Source organism: Chryseobacterium gregarium DSM 19109 (genome assembly GCF_000430845.1).
Lineage (GTDB): Bacteria > Bacteroidota > Bacteroidia > Flavobacteriales > Weeksellaceae > Chryseobacterium > Chryseobacterium gregarium.
Window position 1 is genome coordinate 70319 of the sequence record NZ_AUMU01000003.1, and the last position, 21865, is coordinate 92183.

Here is a 21865-nt window from a genome sequence, read left to right on the forward strand (position 1 = left end):
AAGTTTTTGAGTGTGCCTATGTCTATTTAAACCAAATCCCGAAATGCACATTCAGCATTCGGAAACCTAAATTCAAAACCGTTCCGAATTAACTTTTCAGGATATACATTTCTGCTTTTTAACAGCAGTTCGGTTTCTGTTCTTAAGAATACGGATGCGATTTCCAATTGCCAGACGGGAGCATCTAACCCGAAAGGGATTTTCATTTCTTTTCTTAATACAGTCATGAAATGTTCATTGGATAAAGGTTCAGGTGCCGTTACATTGATTTCGCCTGAAATAGTTTTGTTATCGATAATGAATTCAACCGCTCTGCAGAAATCATCGATATGAATCCAGCTTACCTTTTGGGTTCCCCGCCCCTGCTTGCCTCCCAGTCCCAGCTTCGTGATCATTTTCAGTTTTGGAAAAGCGCCGCCGTTATTCCCTAAAACAATGGAGGTACGCAAAGCTGCTTTTCTTATATTTCCACTGTTGACCCTGAAAAATTCTTTCTCCCAGCTTTTGCAGATATTCATGGAAAAATCATCACCGATAATTCCGTTTTCTTCTGTATTCAAACGGGTTTCGGAATTGATATAGGTGGTTGCAGAACTTGCATTCAGCCATATTGCGGGTGTATTGACACACTGATGCACAGCCTGCTGAAGTACTTTTGTACTGTCTATTCTTGAAGAATATATTTCCTTTTTGTTCTTCTCGGTGTACCGGCAGTCTACTGACTTTCCAGTGAAATTGATTAAAACATCAGCATTTTCAAGTGATCCTTTCCATTCTCCCAACGTTTTGGCATCCCAATATATTTCATTTTTACGTTTAGGATTCCGGGTTAAGATATAGACTTCATCTCCTTTTCCCGTAAAATATTTTTCTAAGTTTTTGCCGAGAAATCCGGTGCCGGCAGCAATGATGATTTTCATTTATTTAAGTTTTTATGAAGTGTGTTTTTATTTGCATGAAAAGGTTTAATAATCTCATTATCAGTTTATTAAATAATCATTATGATATGTATTTTTTGTTTTTAACCCTAATTTCAGAACCTTCGGCGAGCATCACCGAAACAGGTTCCTGCTCATTCAGCATTCCAAAATCTTTTCCGTAGAGCTTTTTAAAATTAATGTCCAGCTGGTGGTTTTTAACTGAATACCAGTCCCATTGCGGGTGACAGACTTCATATTCTGAAGTTTTATTTTCTTTCTTGGTAAAACCGTAATAGTGTTCCGTGATAAATTCAAATTCAGAATCGGGCTCCATAGGTAAAGGCTGATTATCCGCTGTGATGTTAATAGAATGCCAGCTTTTGTCTTTCCATGAATATTGTATCAGCAGTTCTTTATCTTTTTCAAGGATTGTATTCTTCATCGGCATTGTTTTGTAATGTTCTTTGTATACTGAATTGGCAATGAAACTCAAAGCCGGTTTCGGAACGATTTCCTTAATGAAAACCACTCCCCTTTTCCATTGGCTGCCTTCTTGTTTTTTTACGTAAAACCTTAAATTGATTTCTTCAAAATTCCGGTGAAAAGGAATTGGCAGGCCTAACAATCTGGTGTTTAAAAACATGAATCCCACCAGGCTTACATAGCACCTCCCGTTGTAAAAATCAGGTTCCGTGCCTTCAGGAAGGTATTTCAACAGGATTTCAGGATTAATTTCGTAGTTAATAATGGCCAGTTTGCGCCATTCTGCTTTCAGGAAGTTCATATTGTCTTTGTTTTATTTATTTTTTGAATCAGGATAGAATGACTTTCATTTTATTCTTTTACGGATGATGTTTATTGTTGATTTATGCTCTGCTGATTCCTTAATAATTTTATTACGTTCTAATAAGAGATTTTTCATATAATTTTTTAAAAAAAGCAGATTAAAGAGTTTTCCGATCATTCCGCCCGGGGATTCAAATTCAAAAATATCGGTCATCATTGTTTTGTTCCTGTCTATTCTAAAAATATGCTGATGCTCCATGGATTTAAAAGCTCCTTCAAGCATGATATCTGTAAAATGATATGGTTTATCCATGCTTGTTATTTTCGTTTTCAGGTTTTGGTAAATGCCCAGATGCCTGGCTCTCCAGGTTACGGTATCATTAAGTTCAATCAGTCCTGAGGTTCTTCCGGCAATCGCTTTTTCATGAGTTTTTGCCATAGATTCCTGATGCAGATCAATATCTCTTGCGCAGTTGAAAACCGTTTCGATATTGGCTTTGATGAGCGTTTCTAAATAAATCCTCGGCATATTAGAAATTGTTTAAAATAATAATCTGATTGTTAAAGAGTATGATCAGAATAGGTTTTAATACCCGGGTCTGCCATTTCCCTATTTTTTGCGTCAAAGTAACTGATCAGAAGGGACTGAATCATCAGGACAGGTGAAACAACAAGCCAGGAGATAACCATTATCCCCAGAATATTTTCCAGACCGGGTATATTCAGGGCAGATGAACCTATTCCGGATAAAAAAGTGACTACGACATAGGTTGAGATAAACATATATGCCTTTCTCGAATCTGTTTTGATGTAGTCTCTACTGAAAAATTTCATCACATTGACTGTATACTGTACTGCAGCCAACAGAAAAAACATAATGGCAAACAGTATAAAGAATACATCCTTTCCTGATATGATGCTTATAAAGAATGCGGCGGCCAAAAGTAAAATAAGCGTCTGCTGAACCTGTGAATCATATTTAAAAACAGTTTTCATGGCTATCTGTTTAAAGGTTTAAAAAATCCCCGCGGGTTCTTTTGTTCTGCATTTTAAAAGTAAAATACATCCAGATTTTAAAGAGCAGTGTTTTCATTTCTGATGTGTTTGTCTTTGTTTACAGCGTGTTTGCGTCCTTTTAAGAAAAGCAACAGGTTAAGAAGCATCATCACGCCCAGATAGATTGAAAATTTCCCGATTTTTTCACTTAAGCTGACGACCAGGCTTTCCATTGTCGTAATCCTGTACAGTTCGATAATACAGAGGGCAAAACCAATATTCAAAAGGTAAAAACCGATCTTAAACAATGAATTTGTAGCCATGGCAATGTCTTCTTTCTGATGAAAAATATCCCTCATAAATGTTTTTGAATTTTTAAACAGAAATTGAGAAACCAGGATGGTAAGGCAGATCACAACGGGTAAGTAAATCATGTACGCAGAAAAATTGTACGTTGCTGTGGTTAAAATAGTTGCTGTCATAATAAGTTTATTTTACGGTTAAATTTTTTCTTAAAAAGTAAAGGGCAAAAATATTCAGGTAATGTAAAGCGGAAAGAATCAGAATGATATTCCCTATCCGGACTGCCGTTACAGTTATCATTTCCTGTATGCTGCTTACCCGGTCCCAGGAGGTCAGACTCACCGCAATATATCCGAGGTTAACCAAATAATAGCATCCCAGCAGAATTTTATTGATGGTACGGCATACGTCAGAATCATGAATAAGATATTCCAGATAAGGTTTTCCTGCATTGTAGCACCTTCTTCCGACATCGGCTGTGATGTAGAAACAGACCGCCAGAAATATAATATATGAAATAATATTTAACATCTTGTAATTATTATATTTTCAATAATTTTTGAAAGATTGTCTGAAATAAAAAAGGACCTGAATCCTTTTACTTTAACAGGTTGGTAATTTTACCGACCAGCCAGTGATCATCACTCTTAATGGCGAGATCCATAATATTATTGATTTTACTGGTGACATTGCTGAAGTCATTCATCAGTTTTATAAACTCCTTTGCTTCTTCAGAATCATGATCTTCAATATTTTTCAGCTCCTCCAAAAATGCGACTACCGGTTCTATTTCTCTTTTCCTGCGCTCCTTCGTGATCTGCTTAAACAGAAACCAGACATCTTTTTCCGCGGTAAAATATTCTTTGCGGTCCCCTTTTACGAATTCTTTCTTTACAATTCCCCAGTCCATCAGGGCCCTGAGGTTCATATTGGCATTTCCGCGGGAAATTTCCAGTAAGTCCATGACCTCATCGGTAGATAAGGGTTTTCCGGTTGCCAGAAGCAAAGCATGTACCTGCGCCATCGTACGGTTGATGCCCCAGCTGGTAGCAAAGGTTCCCCAGGTCTGAATGTATTTTTCTTTGGCTTCTGAAAGTTTCATTTTGTTTTGACTTTAATTTCTTATACAAATATAATTATAATTTTTGAACTTTCAATAATATTTGAAAACTAATTTAATTTATATGCTCTTTTTTTTAAAAATAAAAACAGGCACTGTTTCCAGTACCTGTCATCAGACTACTTCTGAATTGATTTATAGCTTTCAACAAGCCTTATAAACTCAGAACGGTAGCCTTCTTCATCTGTGTTTTTACCCTCTTTTGCGAGACCTTCGATTTTCTGAAGATCTTTTTCTTTAATTAATTTCGACTGCCTCAAAACCAATCCGAACCAAGCCACTGAAGCTGCAAATTTATAATCCGGACTGGCCTCTGCCAGCTGTTCCGCCGTATTTTTTACCACTTTTACCATCTCCGAACTGGTATTGCCGTCAGGCTTTTTATACCTGAATTTTATGGTGGCCAGCTCATCCCCGAAATTCCGTGAGCCTGATGCCGAAGTATATTTTAACGGGGTTTCTTTTGGAGCGAATGCCGAATTTACACCTGTTGAAATAACTTCATACAGGGCCGTTACGGTATGCCCGCTTCCCAATTCTCCGGCATCAATCTTATCATTTGTGAAATCTTCATTCCTCAGTTTCCTGTTTTCATATCCGATTAAGCGGTAAGACTTCACCAGTTTCGGATTAAATTCAATCTGGATTTTTACGTCTTTTGCAATAGCGTACATGCTTCCCGCAAATTCCCTCCCCAGAAACTTATTGGCTTCCTGCAGGTTATCGATATAAGCATAATTGCCGTTTCCTTTATCTGCAAGGGTTTCCAGGCGGTTATCTTTATAATTGCCCATTCCGTAACCGAGACAGGTAAGGAAAATCCCGGTTTTTCTTTTTTCTTCAATTAATGTCTCCAGATCTTTTTCAGAAGAAACCCCGACATTAAAATCCCCGTCTGTAGCCAGAACCACGCGGTTATTGCCGCCTTTGATGAAATGCTCCTGAGCCAGTTTGTAAGCCAGTTCAATTCCGGCCCCGCCTGCGGTACTTCCGCCTGCCTGCAGATGGTCCAGGGCATTGGTAATGGTTTCTTTTTCTGCCGCGGAAGTCGGGGCCAGCACCATTCCGGCATTTCCGGCATACACCACAATTCCCACTTTGTCCTGCGGCCTCAACTGGTTCAGCAGTACCTTCAGGGAAGCCTTCAGCAGCGGAAGTTTATTGCTTGCATCCATAGACCCCGAGACATCAATCAGGAAAATGATATTGGACTGGGGCAGGTTATCCATGGCGATATTTTTCCCCTGAAGCCCGATTTTCAAAAGCCGGTGCCCGGGATTCCAGGGTGCATCGCTGTATTCTGTATTGATGGAAAAAGGCTGCCTTTTTTCCGGCTGCGGGTAATCGTATGTGAAGTAATTCATCATTTCCTCTACCCGCACGGCATCTTTATCCACGACATTCCCGTAACTGATCATTCTTCTGATATTGGAATAGGAAGCATTGTCCACATCGATGGAAAAGGTAGACAGCGGCTGGTTTTTTGCCGATTCAAAAGGGTTTTCTACCAGGGCATTGTATTCTTCGTCGGTACTGCTGAGTGGCCTGACTCCTTTTTTACCTTTTACCGTTGTTATTTTTTTGCTGTAAGCTTTGTTATCAGTAGCTGCTTTAGCCTGCTTTACGGGTTTTGATGATAAGCGCTGCTGTTTTCTTTGTGAACCGGTTACAACCACACTTTCCAGTGAAGACTGAACTTCCAATGCCGTTACAGTTTTCGGTTTCGGGCAGCCGTTGTATTCCGGAAGTCCGGGAACGGTTGGGCATGCATCGTCCTTATCCAGGATACCGTCGCCATCCGTATCCGGCCACGGGCAGCCGTTATTTTCGGCAGGACCGGCTACTGTTGGGCAGGCATCCTCTTTATCAATAATGCCGTCTTTGTCTGTATCGGGCCACGGACATCCGCTGTTTTCAACGGGCCCGGCCACTTCTTTGCATAAATCGTCCTTGTCTGGAGTTCCGTCGCTGTCCATATCCGGCCACGGACAGCCTTTATTTTCAGCAGGACCGGCAGTTTCCGGACATTTATCGCAGCTGTTCTTCACCCCGTCCCGGTCCCGGTCTTTTTCAATACTAAATGTTTTTGATTCTTTGGATGAATCTGAAACTGTTTTGATTTTACAGCCTGCCAGTGAAGCCAAAGCCAGTAGTGTTATCCCTATTTTTTTCATCTATATTATTTTAATGACCTTATACAATCAATTGCTGCAGTTGCAACTGCTTATAGTAAGGATGCAGAAATTATAAAAGGTTTCAGTACTTTTTGATTTTTCATGAACATTTATATTTCAGGGTTCAATTTCAGCTTTAATTCCCTCGTTCCAGTATTTTGCTTCGGGCATGTAATAGAGATAGATATCGCTAAGGTCAAAAGAAAAGCAGTCTCCGCAGAAACTGCTTTTCCGGGAAGGTATGGTGAATGGGTATTAGGTTTATAAGGCGGCAGTTAATTTTTAAGCATATGATCGTCAAGAAGCTCTTTTAGCTTTCTTTTTTCTTTTCTTGAAATATCTTTGGTTTCCACCACTATAATTCCGTTGGCGGCACGGGCTCCGAAAACCGGGACAGCCTTTTCGCCGTTAAAACTCCGGACTGACTGAATTTTTTTCGGATCCAGCTTTTTGAGCACTTCGATATCGGAAGGCACTCCGTTAATGATAACCATAGGATAAATCCCGGAATTCGCATTTCCCCGTATGGAAATACTCATATTTCCTGAGCCCTGCGCCCCGGAAACCGGATTGACCCTAAGACCGGGAGCGGCACCTGCGATGGTATTAAGATCCATTTTACCGCCTATTTTGTTTCCCAAACCGGAACCTTGCGCCACGGCTTTGTTCCTGTTCATATATCCTTTATTATATGCTAAAATTTCCGGTTCCTTGTCTTTGTCATTCAGATTAAATGTAGAATTCGGGTATATTACTTCTGCAGTATCTGCAACAGCCTTAAAATCAGATACCTTTTTTTTAGCGGATGAAGCCACGGCGTTTACCATAGAAGCTTTTTCTTTTTTAATTCCCATGGCAATCACTTCTTCAAGGTTTTGCCTTGCTGCGGTATCCATCGGTTTTTCTTCAGCAACCGGTGCAGCTTCTGTATGAGAAGCAGGAGTAGTTAATTCATATACGGGAGAAGATAAATGAGGGGCATAAAGTTTCGGGACATTTTCATAAGCGATTTTCCCCGAAGGCTCCATTAAAGTTTTCCTGTGTATGTTGCTTTTTACCATACTGTCCAGTTTTTGGATATGTTCAGGGACAGAGGCAATGGTGTTCTTTTGGGAATCTATTATATTCCCGGCGATCACCGGCTGTATAGTGTCTATGTCTTCATTTTTATCAGTAAAGTAAAAAATGCCAGACCCTATGATTAACGAAGCCGCAATACCGTAGGGAATCCACCCCGGAAATATTTTTTTCCTATCCTGCTTTTTATCCAGTTTTTCTTCAATCGTATCCCAGACTTTGTCAAACCCAGGAAAAGTCGCCGGCTCTTCTGAATTTTTAGAAGCCTCGCTGAACGTTTTATCGATATCGTGATTATTTTCCATTGTCTTAAAAGTTAGATGTTATGGTGAACCAAAAGTTCCTGAAGTTTTTTTCTTGCCACATTCAGCTGGGATTTTGAGGTCCCTTCACTGATGGACAGCATCGTGGCAATTTCCTTATGCGGATAGCCTTCGATGGCAAAAAGATTGAAGATGGCCCGGCAGCCTTCCGGAAGAAACCTGAGCAGGCTTAAAATATCTTTTTCAAAAGAAACGGTATCGGCAGCCGAATCAGAAGAAATGACCTCATTTTCTTCCAGGGAGATATGCAGCTGTTTTGTGGCTCTTAATTTCTGCAGGCATTCATTCACCGCAATTTTTCTGGCCCACGCTTCAAAAATATCGGGATTCTGAAGCTGGCTGATCTTTGTAAAAATTTTATAAAAAGTATCTGCCAGGGCTTCCTCGATATCCTCATCGTTTTTCAGGTACCTTTTACAGACCGAATACAGTTTTCCCCCCATCTTTTCGTAAACTTTCCGCTGCGCGTTGCGGTTGTTCCGCTGGCATTCCAATAAGAGCTCTCGTTCCATAATCAGGCTTTATATTTGTATAGATGCATAAAATTTCAAATAGGTTGGAATCTGTTTGATTTTTTTCAATACTTAACAATTAAAGATGCCGCAAAGAAACAAATCTTCCGTTATTCTAAAAGCTATTCTGTTGGTTTTAATAACATCATTCTGGCCTATCTGTTATTTACGCCTGTCCGCTTTCAGAAAAACAGGAGCTTCAGATTTAACTTTCTTCCCTGTAACAAATCTTTATGGTGAACGACTATTCGTATAAATAATTTTTTTACAGTAATGAAGAATACCAAATTTGTATCATTGCTTTTTGTTTTGTCTGCAGGAAGTATGATGTTTGCCCAGGATGACCTCATCAACAAATTAAAAAACAACCAGTCCCAACACGCCAATTTCCAGTTTACCACTCTGAAAGATGTAGGCGCCACTTCAGTAAAGAACCAGGGGTCTTCGGGAACATGCTGGAGCTATTCGGGAAACTCTTTTCTTGAATCTGAAATGCAGAGAATGGGTAAGAAGCCTGTTGATTTAGCCGAGATCTTCACGGCAAGAAACTCTTATCACGACAAAGCCAAATTATACGTCCTGAACAACGGTGCCATCAGCTGGGGCGATGGTGGCGAGCTTCATGATGTAATCAATATGTACAAAAAATACGGAGCGGTTCCACAGGAGGTGTACACCGGTTTACAGCAGGGACAGACGATGAATAATTTTTCTGAAATGCAGGGCAAATTAAAACCTGTATTAGACAGCCTAGTGCAGGCCGCCGCCAAAGGGAAGCTTTCTGACAACTGGATGTCTTCCGTGGATGTCATCCTCGACCAATATTTAGGAAAAGTTCCCGCCAACTTTACGTATGAAGGAAAATCGTATACCCCGCAGACTTTTGCAAAGCAGGTAGTCGGGATTAATCCTGAAGATTATGTAGAACTGTCTTCTTATAAAGATTATCCGTATTACCAGAAATTTGTAGTTCCGATTCCTGATAACTGGAGTCACGATTCTGACTGGAACGTTCCGATGAAGGATTTAACGGCGATTATCGATAATGCTGTGGGTAAAGGATATTCCATAGGATGGGCGACTGATGTTTCGGAGCCTTATTTTTCTTATAAAAACGGGGTAGCCTATGTTCCGGATATGGATCTGAATCAGATCAATGCAGAAAACAAAGGAACCTTATTCACGGAACCGAAAAAAGATAAAACGATCACTGAAGACATGCGTCAGCAGGCATTAAATAACCTTTCCACCACCGATGATCATGGGATGCATATTGTAGGCCTTGCAAAAGACCAGTCGGGAAAGGAATACTATATGGTGAAAAATTCATGGGGCGTGACCAATGATTTTGAAGGGTATATCTACGTCACAAAACCGTATGTTGAATATAAGTCGACAGCAATCCTGGTTCACAAAGACGCATTGCCCAAAAACATTAAAAAACAGTTAAAGCCAACGAAGAATATCGGCCTTTAAAATACATCACTGCTGTCATCAGCATATTTAATCCTTTCAAACCGTTTTCATTTTTTGAAGACGGTTTTGTTTTCACGTGTCCGGCCGTTAATTCCTGAATATCTTTAACTGAAATTACTGAATTGATCAGCTGTTTTTGAAGAGGAAAAACCACCCAGGAAAAATCCTGAGCGGTTTCGTTTAAAAATTTAAATAGGTAAATCAAGATATAGTAAACTGTCAATCATCAAAAGTGAATAAGGCCCCGAAGTGAATAGTAAATAATGGATACCGGTACAGAAAATTGTAAAACCAAACCGGTACAGAGCCACATCCACGATTGACGATTCACATTAATAGAGTACACCCATGCTTTCTGCGGAAAAATCAAGAAGCTCTTCCGTTTTTCCTTCTTTTATTTTTTTCACCCATTCCGGGTCCTGTAACAGGGCACGTCCGACTGCTACCAGGTCAAAATCGCCTCTTTCCAGCCTTCGGGTCAATTCTGATAAATCAGTTTTCTCCGTTCCCTGTCCGGCAAATGCAGACATGAAATCTCCTTCAAGTCCTACCGATCCTACGGTAATGGTCGGCTGTCCGGTAATTTTTTTCGCCCAGCCTGCAAAATTCAGGTCGGAACCTTCAAATTCCGGTTCCCAGAAGCGTCTTTGCGAACAGTGAAAAATATCCACTCCGGCTTCTTTCAGCGGCAACAGCCATTCTTCCATTTCCTCGGGCGTGTGGGCCAGTTTGGCAGAATAATCCTGCTGCTTCCACTGGGAAAGCCTGATGATGATGGTGAAACCCTCTCCTACCGCCTCTCTCATGGCTTTTATGATATCCACGGCAAACCGGCTTCGTTCCTTTAACGTTTTCCCTCCGTATTCATCGGTCCTTGTATTAGTTACCTCCCAGAAAAACTGGTCAATCAGATACCCGTGAGCACCGTGGATTTCCAAAACATCAAACCCTGAATCCTTAGCTGATTTTGCCGAAGCAGCAAACTGGGCGATCGTATCCTGAATATCCTCCAGGGTCATTGTGGAAGCCTTTTCCATATCAACCAACGGATAATCGGCAGAACTTCTCGTATCACCTACATGCCAGATCTGAGGACCCATTTTTCCGCCGTTTTCATGAACGGCATCAATTACGTTTTTCCATCCGTTCAAAGCTTCTGTACCGTAGAAATCCGGGATGTTCTGCATGTTTTTGGAAGCCGGCCTGTTGATCACGGTTCCTTCGGAAATAATCAATCCTACTTCTGCCGCTGCCCTCCGTGCATAATAATCTGCAATCTGCTGCGTCGGAACACCATTATCAGACTGTGCCCTGGTCATCGGAGCCATTACGATTCTATTGTTAAGCTGTAGATTTTTGTATTGAAAAGGTTTAAATAATGATTCTGTGCTCATCTTTATACTAACTGTTTATAATTGTTACACAAAGTAACTAATAATAGTTCACTTTTGTATCTTACCATTGGAAAAAAGTGGTAACTTCGCAGTAACTTACATTAGTAACATAAAAGTAACACATGGTAAAAAATGAACTGATGAAATACAGCTGCCCGCTGGGTAAAGCAATGTCTGCGCTGGGAAGCAAATGGAAACCGATCATTGTACTGGTGATCAAAGACCGGAAACTGCGTTTCGGGGAACTTGCCGTGCGCATCAATGTCATTTCCAGGAAAGTCCTTACGGATCAGCTGCGCGAAATGCAGTCGGACGGGCTGGTAATCCGGGAAGAGTTCAAAGAACTCCCTCCGAGGGTTGAATATTCGCTGACGGAAAAAGGACTGGCATTGCTGCCGATTTTATACCAACTGGAAGAATGGGAAACAAGGTATCATGTTTATGATCCGATTAAGGAGAAGGATTGTAAAACTCTTTTGGAAAGTAAGAAAGTAAAAAAGGCTGTCGTTTGACAGTTTTTTATTTAATTTATTCTCGTAATATTTTTTTAATCATTGGAAGTTTATCTTCACTGACAAGTCCCATTATTTCTCTAATGTTTCCTTCTTTGTCTAAAATAAATGACATTGGAAATCTTTGAACCATTAAATAAGATTGCAATTGTTTTCCTGCATCTGTTATTTGAAAGAATGTATAACTTCTTTTTAGTAAAAAATTATTTACCTTATCTGCAGGGTCATGTGTGATAGCAATGAAATTAGCATTGGGAACAGATTCTTTCAATTCATTTAAAACGGGAATTTCTTTAATACATGGTGCACAATTAGTAAACCATAGATTAATTAGAGTATTTTTACCTTTTAAATAATTAGAATCAAAATTTTTTCCATCCTTATCTTTATAATTTTCGATTGGAAAATGAGTTCCCAATTTTTTTTCCATATCGGGAAATGTTCTGAACTGTGAAGTTTGTGCAATTAGTATAGAATTACAAACCAGCAAAAATAAAATCACAAATTTTTTCATACAATATTAATTTTTTTAACGAATATATTATTTTTTATATATTTTAGCAAAACAATTCACAATGTAATGAAACTAATTATTATTCTATCTTTTTTCTGTTGGGGTTTTATAAGTAGTCAAAATAAACGATTTATTTATGAATATACTTTCTCTAATGATTCTACAAATCTTGAAAGTAAAAAAAATGAACTTTTAGTTTTAGATACATCATCAGAGGGCTCGTTATTTTACAGCAATAAGATTAATGAAATCGATTCTCTGTACAACCTTAGAGATCCTAAAGGAAATCCACCACAATTTTATCCTTATAGCAATGTTTTATTCCGTGAGATCATTATCAATAAAAAGAATGATACACCTAAGTTATACTATATGGGCGGTCCTACAAGGAATTATTTCGAAGTAATGCTTGATAATAAGATTCATTGGACAATACTTCCTGAGACTAAAATTTTTGAAAACTATAAGATCCAAAAAGCTACTGCAAAAATAAACTATAGAGAATGGGATGTTTGGTTTACCAAAGAAATACCCTTAAATATTGGACCCTACACTTTTCAAGGCTTACCAGGCTTAATAATAATTGCGGAAGATCGGACAAAATCTCAAAGTTTTAAACTTGTAGGAATTTCAAATATAGGCGATGTAGATCTAAATTTTATTCCGATGTTTCAGAGTAAGCAGCGCGAATCTTTAAATACTAAAGTTACTTTAACACATAAAGAATTTAAAAAATTACTAATCAATAATGATGATCAGTTTGTGAATAACGTTGTACAATCAACTAATAATGAAAACGAAGTTGTGTCTTCAAAATTTTATGATTCATCAGGAAATGAAATTTCAAAATCTGACTATATTAAAAATCAACGCGAAGCAAGAAAAGCAATTCTAAAAAGGAATAACAATAAACTAATTAATGACTTTAAAAAATAGGAGTAACCGAAAATCCTTTAAAGAGTAGGAAAACTAAACATAAATTTTTTAAATGAAAACAATTAAAGATTTTCAAGAAGAAAACAGTTTAAATCTTGAAAAAGAAACAATGGGAAACATCATGGGAGGAAAATTACCTGATGGTGGTACAACGAGAAGAGAAGATCTTTGTACTGGTGCAAATGGCGGTGACAGTGAAGTATCTTATTGGTCTGATGGCGGTACACTAATTACCCTTGATGGGACAACGGAAGATGGAGGAACTTACCATTATCCATAATAGTTAAATGGTTCTCATTTTATCCAACAAAAATGATTTTACAACCAATCTTGTACAGGATTGGTTGTATCATTATGGAAAGGAAGTAACACGAATAAATAGTTATATAACAGATTTAAGTTTCAGGACGAATAATATTTTTATTAAGTCAGAAACAGATGAACACATAGATTTAAACGATGTTAAATCATTTTGGTATAGAAAAGGAAGTATAATAAAGCCTATGATTACGAATCACCAAACAATTAAAAGTGAATTTGAAATAACCGAAGGATATATTTCTTACTTATTAAGAGAAAAAAAAGGAATTGGCCATTATCAGCAAGCCATGAACTTAAATAAGTTAATTGTTTTACAGACTGCAAAGAAAAATGGATTAAATATTCCGGAGACATATGTATTGGACAATAAGGAAGACTTATCAAATTTAATTTCTGAAAATAAGAATAGGGAGTTTATTACCAAAATGAAGACCGAGTCCTCAATGTTTCAGTTTCAGGATACAGCTTCAATTATTTATACTAATGTTTTAAATGAAAAATTTATAAAAAGTTTCCCCGAAAGATTTGCGCCTTCATTAATACAGGAGAAAATTGAAAAATTAATGGAAATTAGAACCTTTTTCTTGAACGGTAAAACATGGTCAATGGCTATCTTTTCACAAAATGATGATCAAACAAAAGATGATTACAGACGTTATAACAATAAAAAGCCAAATCGACATACTTTATTCAAACTTCCAAAGAATTTAGAGGATAAACTGTGTTTAGTTATGAATGACCTTAATTTAGATACTGGCTCAATAGATTGGATTTTAACTAGAGGTAATCAATATTATTTTTTAGAGGTAAATCCAACAGGACAATTTTCAAATATGTCAATGACATGTAATTATCCACTAGAAAAATTAATAGCAGAAAAATTATGAAGTTTATAGAATTTAAAAAAAATATAAATGAAAATCCACAAATATTTTCATTACCAATGTTTTACTTAGAGGAACAGCCAATAAGTATAAGTAAGAGAAAAGTTTTATTTAGTAATTTTTATAATGGAAATTATATTTTAGATCCGTTTTATAAAAATATACATCGTTTAATATGATATATTTTAAGATATTTCCAAATTGTAAAATTGTATCAGGAAAAAAGAATGCTATAATACACGATTTGGAAAGAAATACTTCGGAATTAATACCTTTGGAATTTGCACAAATTCTTAATGAATTAGATAAAAAAATTCCTCTTGATATTCTTAACTCTAGATATACGGATGATGAACAAAAAATAATTGAAGTTAACTTACAACATATTGTAGATAAAGAATACGGAATATTCTGTTCTGAGGAGCTTTTCTCATGCTTCCCTGAAATGTCATTAGAGTTTCAAGAAGCTAGTGAAATCACAAATTCTATTATTGAACTGAAATACAGTACTATATTTAACCTGAATAACTACCTTATTCAATTAGAGGAACTAGGCTGTTTTGATGTATCAATAGTATTTTATGAGCCGTTAACTGAGAAAAATTTCATCGACTTATTTAATCAAATTCCGCAGAACAGAATTAAGTCCGTTGAAATATTGTCAAAGTGGCATGAAGATTTAAATGATTCTTTATTTTCAAGAATTAATGAATTTTGTCCTCAAATTGTAAGACTTTCTTTCTTTGCTGCTCCTTTTGAGAAACTTGAAACTTGGGATAGGGATAAAAATATTCTTTTTGAAAGACAGTTTGTCACTGCAAATATTATAAATTTTACTCATTGCGGAAAGGTGGAACCTAAATATTTTAATACTAATATTTACAAAGTTTTAGAATCTATCAATCATAATTCATGTCTTCATAAAAAAATTACAATTGATACTCACGGCAATATCAAAAACTGTCCCGCAATACATCAAAATTTCGGAAATATTAAGACGAATTCACTTAGAGAAGTATTAAATACATCTGACTTTAAAAAATATTGGAATCTTACAAAAGATAATATTGAAGTTTGTAAAGATTGTGAATTTCGATATATTTGTACAGATTGCAGAGCCTATACAGAAAGAACACATTTTAGTGAAGAAGGACTCGATATATCAAAGCCATTAAAATGTGGTTATAATCCATATATTGGAGAATGGGAAGATTGGAGTACTAATCCTTTGAAGCAAAAAGTAATGCAATATTATAAGATAAAATAAAATCGCTTTTTTACAAAGGCAGTTTCAAAATTTATATAAAATCATTAATTAAAATATCGTAGGTTATGTATAAAAGATTTATTTAAAAAATATCAGCTTATTTTCCTATAACCAGCATATTCGCAAAAGGCGTAATTTTCTTGTTCTTAACAATTTTCAGGCCTGCTTCGGAAACTGCTTTTTTCCATTGCTTCTGGCTTAAAAAATGAAAGGCTCCGATATTAAAGAAAATGAAATTGGTGAGATCCCTGAACTGTTCCGAAACAATGATGATTCCTTCATCTTTCAAAATCCTTTTGACTTCTGTAAAAAACAAAACCCTTTGATGATGGTCCAGAATTTCATGGAGAGCCGTTACCGCAAGAATGACATCCTGAGACTGGTTTTCAAAAGGAAGCCTGTCCGGTGAAATCCTGATTTCTTCAGGATTGGGCGGAAATACTTTTTTGGAAATTTTTATCCCCTTATCTTTTTCGTGTCTGTTTTCGAAAATGTCACAAACCGTTAAATGCAGAGCGGGGTATTTTTCCTCCAGGGTTCTTGACAAAGGATCAAAGCTTGCGTGAATGAGAACGGCACTTTCGGTTTTCTTTAAGTCAATGATTTCTTTTAAATTTTTCAAGGCATATAAATCCGAACGGTCATACAGAATATAAGCTGCGACGAGTGAAGCGATGATGTTTAAAACAATAAGTCCGCTGACGACTCTTAAGACCAAGATCAGTAATTCCGATTTTATCAGGAATGACAGCCCTAACAAAAGGATTGAAACTATAACTCCCAGGAGTATTTTCGGTTTGTTGAAGAGGATGACGAGTCTGGTGATTTTCATAGTAAGGCTTTATCAGTTCCGGATTTTGCAATCGTTACCAGCTGGTGCCGGGCAGGTTTCTGGGTGTTTACGAAACACTAAAATACATAAAGTCCCGGGATTACCGATACCTTAAATCTGATTATTAAATTAAATAAAAAAATATTTAAGCCAAGTTAAGAAAAGACAACGCCCATCATTATTAAATTAAAGTTATTAAGATTGATTTCGACAGCGCACAACGGTCATGGAGCCTCTTAAATCTGATGTCCCAGTTATCGTTTATTTGTATTATTTGCAGATAATGCTCTTCATTTACTAAATATTTTCTTTCTTTTGCAGTGCGTAACACCTTTTACCGAAGGCAATAACCGGATGTTTAATCCGATTATACAAAATAGGGATAAAGGTTTATCAGCTTAATCGTGTTACATGATAAAAATATCAAATACTATAAAATTTTATGCTTACCTGGGATTTCTTATTATGGTTTTAGCCTATGTGATCACCCAGTTATATATGAAGTCCCATCTGCCACAACTTGGCTGGACGGTCTCAGACTGGCTGATCAATTATAAAGACGGCGGATTCAAGAGAAGAGGATTATCCGGGAGTCTGGTATTCTTTATTCAGGATCATTTAAAGGTGCCGTTAAGCATGCAAATTTTTATTATTCAATCTCTGTTCTTTTTGGCTATATTTTATTTCCTGATCCGTTTAATCTTATCAAAAAAACTGAATTGGGATATTCTAATTCTACTGTGTTCGCCACTATGCATTATGTTTATCCCTGTCAATATTTTTAATTCAGGAAGAAAAGAGATTGTTTTACTGGCGTTAATTTTATTCTTTGTCTTTGGAAAGCCCACTGTATTTAAAGAGTCCGTGCTTTTCATAGGTTTTATCTCCGGTTTATTCATACACGAGTTATTGTATTTTTATCTTCCTTTTGTAATGGCTGCGTATGTTTTAAAGACTGGTCAAATCAATTTAAAATACTTGGGAAGCCTGTTTTTATTATCTACACTGATCATGATGATATTATTCTTTTTGGGCGGTGAAATTAACCAAGGGCAGACCTTAATCTTTTTGAAACAGAGAGGGGTGGAACTTGATCAATGGAATATATTTACTTACGATGCTGTGAAGGAACGTCGAGATATGATGGCTGCCTACAAATCATATATTATGTTTGCTTTGGAACTGCTGTTTATGATCCTCTTGTCTTTTCTCTTTATCAGAAAATACTTACCGCAGCAAATCCGTATTTTCAGGATATTTACCTTAATTTCCCTGTTGTGGGTAAGCCCATTATACATTTTAGGGGCAGACTGGTTCAGATGGAATCATATCTATTCATTCCTATTTATCATACTAATAATTACTGCACTACCGGATAACCAAGAAAAAAAAATTCATATAGAAGGGCGATTGAATATTTTATTATTAATTATAATGATTTTGTTTTTTGTTGTTTTTTTCCTTCATATACAATATGACAGTTCAGGAAACTCCGAAGAATATTTATTACAATATATAGAAAATAAATTATCTCTTATAGGTTATGATAAGTCATAAAAAAACCGCTTCCCAAAAGAAAGCGGTCCAATATTATTTAAAATTCCTATTAAAATATCGCAGGATATTTCTGAGGATTGGTTTCGTTAAATAAGGCATAAATTCGCTCTACCATATCATCTGCAGAGGGTTTGCTGAAATAATCGCCGTCGCTTGCATAGGCAGGCCGGTGATCGTTCGCAGCGATGGTCATCGGGTCAGAATCCAAATATCTGAATGCTTTCTGTTTTTCTAAAATATGCTGAAGGATAAACGCTGACGTTCCGCCCTGCACATCTTCATCGATGACCACCAAACGGTTGGTTCTCTTTACGCTTTCAGCAATTTCATGGGATAAATCAAAAGGAATCAAGGACTGGACATCAATAACTTCTGCAGAAATCCCTAATTTTTCCAGTTCTTCCGCAGCTTCCATCACAATTCTCCAGGTGGATCCGTAGGTTACCAGCGTAACGTCTTTTCCTTCTCTGGTTACTTCGATTTTTCCGACAGGCACTGTGAATTCCCCTAAGTTATCAGGCTGTTTTTCTTTTAGCCGGTACCCGTTTAAGCATTCCACAATTACGGCAGGATCGTCGCTCTGAAGCATGGTATTGTAGAATCCGGCAGCTTTGGTTAAGTTTCTCGGCACCAATACCAGAATTCCTTTGGAAAGGTTTAAAATCCCCGCCATCGGAGAACCCGAATGCCATACGCCTTCCAGCCTGTGGCCTCTTGTTCTGATGATGACCGGAGCTTTCTGGCCGCCTTTTGTCCTGTACTGAACCGTTGCCAGATCATCGCTCATTCCCTGTAAACAATACAGGATATAATCCAGGTACTGGATTTCAGCGATCGGTCTCAGGCCTCTCATTGCCATACCGATTCCCTGTCCTAAAATTGTCGCTTCACGGATGCCGGTGTCTGCCACTCGGATTTCACCATATTTTTCCTGCATGCCTTCAAGGCCCTGGTTCACGTCGCCGATATTTCCGGCATCTTCACCAAAGACCAGGGTTTCAGGATACTTCTCAAATATTTTATCGAAGTTATTCCGTACCACTACCCTTCCGTCCACATCTTCTGAACGGTCGGAGTAAGCCGGCTTGATTTCTTTTATGTTTTCAGCTTTCCACTGAGACTGTGAATATAAGTGGGAAGAATAGTTGTCTTTTTCCACCTCGAAAATCTCGTTGTATTTCTGCATCAATTGATTTCTCTCTGCAGAATCTGTTCCTCGTGTGGCCAGCAAAGACTTTCTTACCAGATGGAAAACATCTTTTTTAGCTTTTGAAACCAGTTTGTTGAACTGACTGATGTAGTCTTCAATTTCAGCATTCTGTCCCTTAAGGTTTTCAACTAAAGGTAAAACAGAATGAATCAGATCCGTAATGGTTTTCTGGTAATTCTCCCAGGCATTTTTCTGCCCGGTTTTTACTGTTTTTTTTGCCTCTTCGTCAATGGCATCAAGCTCTTCCAGGCTGGCAATGATCTGCTCTTTGCCGTCAATTTCAATGGAATAGTCCAGAATCCATTCCCTGAATTTTATCAGGCCGTCAAACTGGGATTCCCAGGCCAGACGTTCTTCATTTTTATATCTTTCGTGAGATCCCGAAGTTGAGTGGCCCTGAGGCTGTGTCACCTCAATTACGTGAACGACCACCGGAACACTTTCAACCCTTGCAAACTGCTCTGCTCTTGCATAAGCATCCAGTAAAGCCGGATAATCCCAAGCTTTTACCTGGATGATTTCACATCCCTGGAATTCGCCTTCCTTTCTCTGGAAACCGCTCAGCATTTCAGCGATATCCGCTTTTGCCCGCTGCTTCATCGTAGGAACCGAAATTCCGTAACCGTCATCCCAGATGGAAACCACCATCGGAACCTGAAGCGCGCACGCGGCATTCAGTGTTTCCCAGAAATGGCCTTCCGCTGTGGAAGCATCCCCGATGGTTCCGAATGCGATCTCATTACCGCCTTTCGAAAACTTTTCAGAACCTTCAAACTGTACGGTTTTATATATTTTTGAAGCCTGTGCCAATCCTAACAATCTCGGCATCTGCCCTGCAGTAGGGGAAATATCCGAAGAAATATTCTTCTGGGCCGTCAGGTCTTTCCAGCTTCCGTCCTTATGTAAACTTCTGGTGGCAAAATGCCCGTTCATCTGTCTTCCTGCAGAAGCAGGCTCTCTTTCCACGCTGGTATCGGCATACAACTGGGCAAAGAAACTTTCAACCGTTAATGCATCAATGGCCAGTGAAAAAGTCTGGTCTCTGTAATATCCGGAACGGAAATCACCGTCTCTGAAAACCTTCGCCATTGCCAGCTGGGGAAGTTCTTTACCGTCCCCGAAAATCCCGAATTTAGCTTTTCCTGTCAACACTTCCCTTCTTCCCAGATAAGACATTTCGCGGGAGATCCTCCCCAGCTTATAATCTTCAAGTATCTGATTTTTAAAATCTTGAAAAGAAATCTGTTGTGTTTCAATATAAGTTGTCTGCATAAACCAATAAAAAAAGTTTTTGTTCCTGAAGTATTTTGCTAATATACACTTTTTAAATTAATTTTAATTTTCAATAATATTTTTTAAAAATTTGATAATAAAAAAAATTGTATTTATCTTGGATTAAATTTGCAGACGATGGGAAAAAAATCCACTCATATTCTTAATGCATCAAGCAATCTCCTGGGCTTCTCGCTGGTGATCATTACCTCGCTAAAGATCTCTAAGATGAGCCCCAGCACGCACTTGGACGAATTTGCAGGAGTGGCATGCCTTTTTTTCGCGTTCAGCTGCTTTTTTTCGTTCCTGGCGATCAGAACCGGTCACGAAAAGCGTGGAAACAAATTTGAAACTATTGCGGATTATTTATTTTTAACGGCTTTATTTTGTATTGTACTGGCCGTTATTATTGTAACGATGAAAATTATTTAATCTAAAACTTCCGCTCAATAACATAATCAAGCATGATCTGCAAAGATCTTTTAGGTTCGGAATCAGGAAATTCGTTCAGGATATCTTTTGCTTTCTGCTGGAAGTTTTTCATCACTGTCACTGCATAATCCAGGCCGCCTGAACTTTTAACGAAACTGATCAGTTCTTTCACTCTTTTCTGATCATTGTTGTACCTTTTGATCGTATTAAAATAGTACTTCCTGTCTTTTTCTCCGGCTATTTTCAAAGTATGGATCAGAGGAAGGGTCATTTTCTGTTCCTTGATATCGATTCCTACCGGTTTACCGATCACATTGGAGGTCAGGTAATCGAAAAGGTCATCTTTGATCTGGAACGCCATTCCGGTATAGGTTCCGAAATCCATCATCTTTTTCGCCAGGCTTTCATCCGCATTGTTTGATAAAACCCCGATTTCACAGCAGGCTGCAATTAATGTCGCGGTTTTCTGACGGATGATTTCATAATACACATCTTCGGTAATATCCAGCTTCCTGGCTTTTTCCAGCTGTAGCAGCTCGCCTTCCGACATTTCACGGATCGTCCTTGAAATCACGGCAAGCAGGTCGTAATCTTTATGGTCGGTAGAAAGCAATACCGCTTTTGACAGAAGGAAATCACCCACCAGAACGGCAATCTTATTCTTCCACAAAGCATTGATTGAAAAGAAATTACGGCGTTTAAAACTCTCATCCACAACATCATCATGAACCAGCGTAGCAGTGTGAATCAGCTCAATCATGGAAGCTCCGCGGTAGGTCTTTTCATTGACCTCGCCCACCAGTTTTGCACAGAGAAACACAAACATCGGGCGCATCTGCTTTCCTTTGGTAGTCACGATAAAACGGGTGACTTTATCTAATAAAGGTACTTTGCTCTGCATGGATTCATAAAACTTCTGTTCGAAAAGTTTCATTTCCTCATTGATCGGTCGTTTGATTTCTTCTACGGTGTTGGCCACAATCTTCGAATGATGGATAAATTATTAATTACCACAAAGATAATTTTTTTCATTTAATTGTAACGTAA

The 21865-nt window shown here is 37.9% G+C and carries 23 protein-coding genes; 8 read left to right on the top strand and 15 right to left on the bottom strand.

Annotation, left to right across the window (positions count from 1 at the left end):
• Positions 1 to 26: 26 nt before the first annotated feature.
• The 10 genes from H561_RS0105340 to H561_RS0105390 form a co-directional block, all read right to left on the bottom strand.
• Positions 27 to 920 carry a TIGR01777 family oxidoreductase gene (locus tag H561_RS0105340; RefSeq protein WP_027386070.1) on the bottom strand — a complete coding sequence of 298 codons (894 nt, stop codon included), beginning with the start codon at positions 918 to 920 and terminating at the stop codon, positions 27 to 29.
• A 79-nt stretch (positions 921 to 999) separates the two neighbouring features.
• Complete coding sequence (locus tag H561_RS0105345) at positions 1000 to 1704, bottom strand: YqjF family protein (RefSeq protein ID WP_027386071.1); 705 nt, start codon at positions 1702 to 1704, stop codon at positions 1000 to 1002.
• A 45-nt stretch (positions 1705 to 1749) separates the two neighbouring features.
• Positions 1750 to 2235, bottom strand: coding sequence for an SRPBCC family protein (locus tag H561_RS22100; RefSeq protein ID WP_034761455.1), 486 nt, complete (start codon positions 2233 to 2235; stop codon positions 1750 to 1752).
• Positions 2236 to 2267: 32 nt separating this feature from the next.
• Positions 2268 to 2702, bottom strand: a complete 435-nt coding sequence (locus tag H561_RS0105355; protein ID WP_027386072.1) for a hypothetical protein — start codon at positions 2700 to 2702, stop codon at positions 2268 to 2270.
• Between the two features lie 77 nt (positions 2703 to 2779).
• Positions 2780 to 3184, bottom strand: a complete 405-nt coding sequence (locus H561_RS0105360) for a hypothetical protein (RefSeq protein ID WP_027386073.1) — start codon at positions 3182 to 3184, stop codon at positions 2780 to 2782.
• 7 nt (positions 3185 to 3191) lie between these two features.
• Positions 3192 to 3536, bottom strand: coding sequence for a hypothetical protein (locus tag H561_RS0105365; RefSeq protein ID WP_027386074.1), 345 nt, complete (start codon positions 3534 to 3536; stop codon positions 3192 to 3194).
• A 67-nt stretch (positions 3537 to 3603) separates the two neighbouring features.
• A complete protein-coding gene (locus H561_RS0105370; RefSeq protein ID WP_027386075.1) occupies positions 3604 to 4107 on the bottom strand; it encodes a GbsR/MarR family transcriptional regulator in 504 nt (167 codons plus the stop codon).
• 137 nt (positions 4108 to 4244) lie between these two features.
• Positions 4245 to 6299, bottom strand: coding sequence for a vWA domain-containing protein (locus H561_RS0105375; protein ID WP_027386076.1), 2055 nt, complete (start codon positions 6297 to 6299; stop codon positions 4245 to 4247).
• 275 nt (positions 6300 to 6574) lie between these two features.
• Entirely contained in the window at positions 6575 to 7681 is a 1107-nt protein-coding gene (locus H561_RS0105385) for a TonB-dependent receptor plug domain-containing protein (protein ID WP_027386077.1), read from the bottom strand.
• Positions 7682 to 7692: 11 nt separating this feature from the next.
• Positions 7693 to 8211, bottom strand: coding sequence for an RNA polymerase sigma factor (locus H561_RS0105390; protein WP_027386078.1), 519 nt, complete (start codon positions 8209 to 8211; stop codon positions 7693 to 7695).
• A gap of 273 nt (positions 8212 to 8484) precedes the next feature.
• Between H561_RS0105390 and H561_RS0105395 the strand changes: the two genes are divergently transcribed.
• The gene (locus H561_RS0105395; protein WP_027386079.1) at positions 8485 to 9687 is read left to right on the top strand and encodes a C1 family peptidase; all 1203 of its coding nucleotides are present in this window, start codon (positions 8485 to 8487) and stop codon (positions 9685 to 9687) included.
• A 332-nt stretch (positions 9688 to 10019) separates the two neighbouring features.
• On the opposite strand, the gene H561_RS0105405 is transcribed toward H561_RS0105395, so the two are convergent.
• Positions 10020 to 11081: an NADH:flavin oxidoreductase gene (locus tag H561_RS0105405; RefSeq protein WP_027386081.1), complete on the bottom strand. Its 1062-nt coding sequence runs from the start codon at positions 11079 to 11081 to the stop codon at positions 10020 to 10022.
• A 122-nt stretch (positions 11082 to 11203) separates the two neighbouring features.
• On the opposite strand from H561_RS0105405, the gene H561_RS0105410 reads away from it, so the two are divergent.
• Positions 11204 to 11593 (top strand): winged helix-turn-helix transcriptional regulator, encoded by a 390-nt coding sequence (locus H561_RS0105410; protein WP_027386082.1) that lies wholly within the window; start codon positions 11204 to 11206, stop codon positions 11591 to 11593.
• A 16-nt stretch (positions 11594 to 11609) separates the two neighbouring features.
• On the opposite strand, the gene H561_RS22105 is transcribed toward H561_RS0105410, so the two are convergent.
• Entirely contained in the window at positions 11610 to 12107 is a 498-nt protein-coding gene (locus H561_RS22105; RefSeq protein ID WP_081411632.1) for a TlpA family protein disulfide reductase, read from the bottom strand.
• 66 nt (positions 12108 to 12173) lie between these two features.
• On the opposite strand from H561_RS22105, the gene H561_RS0105420 reads away from it, so the two are divergent.
• The 4 genes from H561_RS0105420 to gwsS all read left to right on the top strand — a co-directional run bounded on the left by H561_RS0105420 (position 12174) and on the right by gwsS (position 15515).
• Entirely contained in the window at positions 12174 to 13043 is an 870-nt protein-coding gene (locus tag H561_RS0105420; protein WP_027386083.1) for a GLPGLI family protein, read from the top strand.
• A 52-nt stretch (positions 13044 to 13095) separates the two neighbouring features.
• On the top strand, positions 13096 to 13323 hold the full coding sequence (locus tag H561_RS0105425; protein WP_027386084.1) for a hypothetical protein: 228 nt from the start codon (positions 13096 to 13098) through the stop codon (positions 13321 to 13323).
• Between the two features lie 7 nt (positions 13324 to 13330).
• Positions 13331 to 14251: a grasp-with-spasm system ATP-grasp peptide maturase gene (gene gwsG / locus H561_RS0105430; protein WP_027386085.1), complete on the top strand. Its 921-nt coding sequence runs from the start codon at positions 13331 to 13333 to the stop codon at positions 14249 to 14251.
• A gap of 172 nt (positions 14252 to 14423) precedes the next feature.
• Positions 14424 to 15515, top strand: a complete 1092-nt coding sequence (gene gwsS / locus H561_RS0105440) for a grasp-with-spasm system SPASM domain peptide maturase (protein WP_027386087.1) — start codon at positions 14424 to 14426, stop codon at positions 15513 to 15515.
• A gap of 97 nt (positions 15516 to 15612) precedes the next feature.
• Here the strand turns inward: gwsS and H561_RS0105445 are convergent, their stop codons facing one another.
• Positions 15613 to 16347 carry a class I SAM-dependent methyltransferase gene (locus H561_RS0105445; RefSeq protein WP_027386088.1) on the bottom strand — a complete coding sequence of 245 codons (735 nt, stop codon included), beginning with the start codon at positions 16345 to 16347 and terminating at the stop codon, positions 15613 to 15615.
• A gap of 759 nt (positions 16348 to 17106) precedes the next feature.
• On the opposite strand from H561_RS0105445, the gene H561_RS0105450 reads away from it, so the two are divergent.
• Entirely contained in the window at positions 17107 to 17904 is a 798-nt protein-coding gene (locus tag H561_RS0105450) for a hypothetical protein (RefSeq protein WP_155845748.1), read from the top strand.
• A gap of 49 nt (positions 17905 to 17953) precedes the next feature.
• On the opposite strand, the gene H561_RS0105455 is transcribed toward H561_RS0105450, so the two are convergent.
• Entirely contained in the window at positions 17954 to 20386 is a 2433-nt protein-coding gene (locus tag H561_RS0105455; RefSeq protein WP_027386090.1) for an alpha-ketoacid dehydrogenase subunit alpha/beta, read from the bottom strand.
• Positions 20387 to 20524: 138 nt separating this feature from the next.
• Here H561_RS0105455 and H561_RS0105460 point away from each other — a divergent pair, with 138 nt between their 5' ends.
• Entirely contained in the window at positions 20525 to 20818 is a 294-nt protein-coding gene (locus H561_RS0105460) for a hypothetical protein (protein WP_027386091.1), read from the top strand.
• A gap of 1 nt (position 20819) precedes the next feature.
• On the opposite strand, the gene H561_RS0105465 is transcribed toward H561_RS0105460, so the two are convergent.
• On the bottom strand, positions 20820 to 21797 hold the full coding sequence (locus H561_RS0105465; protein WP_027386092.1) for a polyprenyl synthetase family protein: 978 nt from the start codon (positions 21795 to 21797) through the stop codon (positions 20820 to 20822).
• Positions 21798 to 21865 lie beyond the last annotated feature (68 nt).

What these genes read in the sequence shown, in the direction of transcription:
- H561_RS0105365 (WP_027386074.1), bottom strand. Translation starts at nt 3,536, where the DNA reads ATGTTAAATATTATTTCATATATTATATTTCTGGCGGTCTGTTTCTAC.
- H561_RS0105395 (WP_027386079.1), top strand. Translation starts at nt 8,485, where the DNA reads ATGAAGAATACCAAATTTGTATCATTGCTTTTTGTTTTGTCTGCAGGA.
- H561_RS0105345 (WP_027386071.1), bottom strand. Translation starts at nt 1,704, where the DNA reads ATGAACTTCCTGAAAGCAGAATGGCGCAAACTGGCCATTATTAACTAC.
- H561_RS0105425 (WP_027386084.1), top strand. Translation starts at nt 13,096, where the DNA reads ATGAAAACAATTAAAGATTTTCAAGAAGAAAACAGTTTAAATCTTGAA.
- H561_RS0105405 (WP_027386081.1), bottom strand. Translation starts at nt 11,081, where the DNA reads ATGAGCACAGAATCATTATTTAAACCTTTTCAATACAAAAATCTACAG.
- H561_RS22100 (WP_034761455.1), bottom strand. Translation starts at nt 2,235, where the DNA reads ATGCCGAGGATTTATTTAGAAACGCTCATCAAAGCCAATATCGAAACG.
- H561_RS0105390 (WP_027386078.1), bottom strand. Translation starts at nt 8,211, where the DNA reads ATGGAACGAGAGCTCTTATTGGAATGCCAGCGGAACAACCGCAACGCG.
- H561_RS0105360 (WP_027386073.1), bottom strand. Translation starts at nt 3,184, where the DNA reads ATGACAGCAACTATTTTAACCACAGCAACGTACAATTTTTCTGCGTAC.
- H561_RS0105385 (WP_027386077.1), bottom strand. Translation starts at nt 7,681, where the DNA reads ATGGAAAATAATCACGATATCGATAAAACGTTCAGCGAGGCTTCTAAA.
- H561_RS0105420 (WP_027386083.1), top strand. Translation starts at nt 12,174, where the DNA reads ATGAAACTAATTATTATTCTATCTTTTTTCTGTTGGGGTTTTATAAGT.
- H561_RS0105450 (WP_155845748.1), top strand. Translation starts at nt 17,107, where the DNA reads ATGTTTATCCCTGTCAATATTTTTAATTCAGGAAGAAAAGAGATTGTT.
- gwsG (WP_027386085.1), top strand. Translation starts at nt 13,331, where the DNA reads ATGGTTCTCATTTTATCCAACAAAAATGATTTTACAACCAATCTTGTA.
- H561_RS0105410 (WP_027386082.1), top strand. Translation starts at nt 11,204, where the DNA reads ATGGTAAAAAATGAACTGATGAAATACAGCTGCCCGCTGGGTAAAGCA.
- H561_RS0105445 (WP_027386088.1), bottom strand. Translation starts at nt 16,347, where the DNA reads ATGAAAATCACCAGACTCGTCATCCTCTTCAACAAACCGAAAATACTC.
- H561_RS22105 (WP_081411632.1), bottom strand. Translation starts at nt 12,107, where the DNA reads ATGAAAAAATTTGTGATTTTATTTTTGCTGGTTTGTAATTCTATACTA.
- H561_RS0105455 (WP_027386090.1), bottom strand. Translation starts at nt 20,386, where the DNA reads ATGCAGACAACTTATATTGAAACACAACAGATTTCTTTTCAAGATTTT.
- H561_RS0105375 (WP_027386076.1), bottom strand. Translation starts at nt 6,299, where the DNA reads ATGAAAAAAATAGGGATAACACTACTGGCTTTGGCTTCACTGGCAGGC.
- H561_RS0105355 (WP_027386072.1), bottom strand. Translation starts at nt 2,702, where the DNA reads ATGAAAACTGTTTTTAAATATGATTCACAGGTTCAGCAGACGCTTATT.
- H561_RS0105340 (WP_027386070.1), bottom strand. Translation starts at nt 920, where the DNA reads ATGAAAATCATCATTGCTGCCGGCACCGGATTTCTCGGCAAAAACTTA.
- H561_RS0105370 (WP_027386075.1), bottom strand. Translation starts at nt 4,107, where the DNA reads ATGAAACTTTCAGAAGCCAAAGAAAAATACATTCAGACCTGGGGAACC.
- gwsS (WP_027386087.1), top strand. Translation starts at nt 14,424, where the DNA reads ATGATATATTTTAAGATATTTCCAAATTGTAAAATTGTATCAGGAAAA.
- H561_RS0105460 (WP_027386091.1), top strand. Translation starts at nt 20,525, where the DNA reads ATGGGAAAAAAATCCACTCATATTCTTAATGCATCAAGCAATCTCCTG.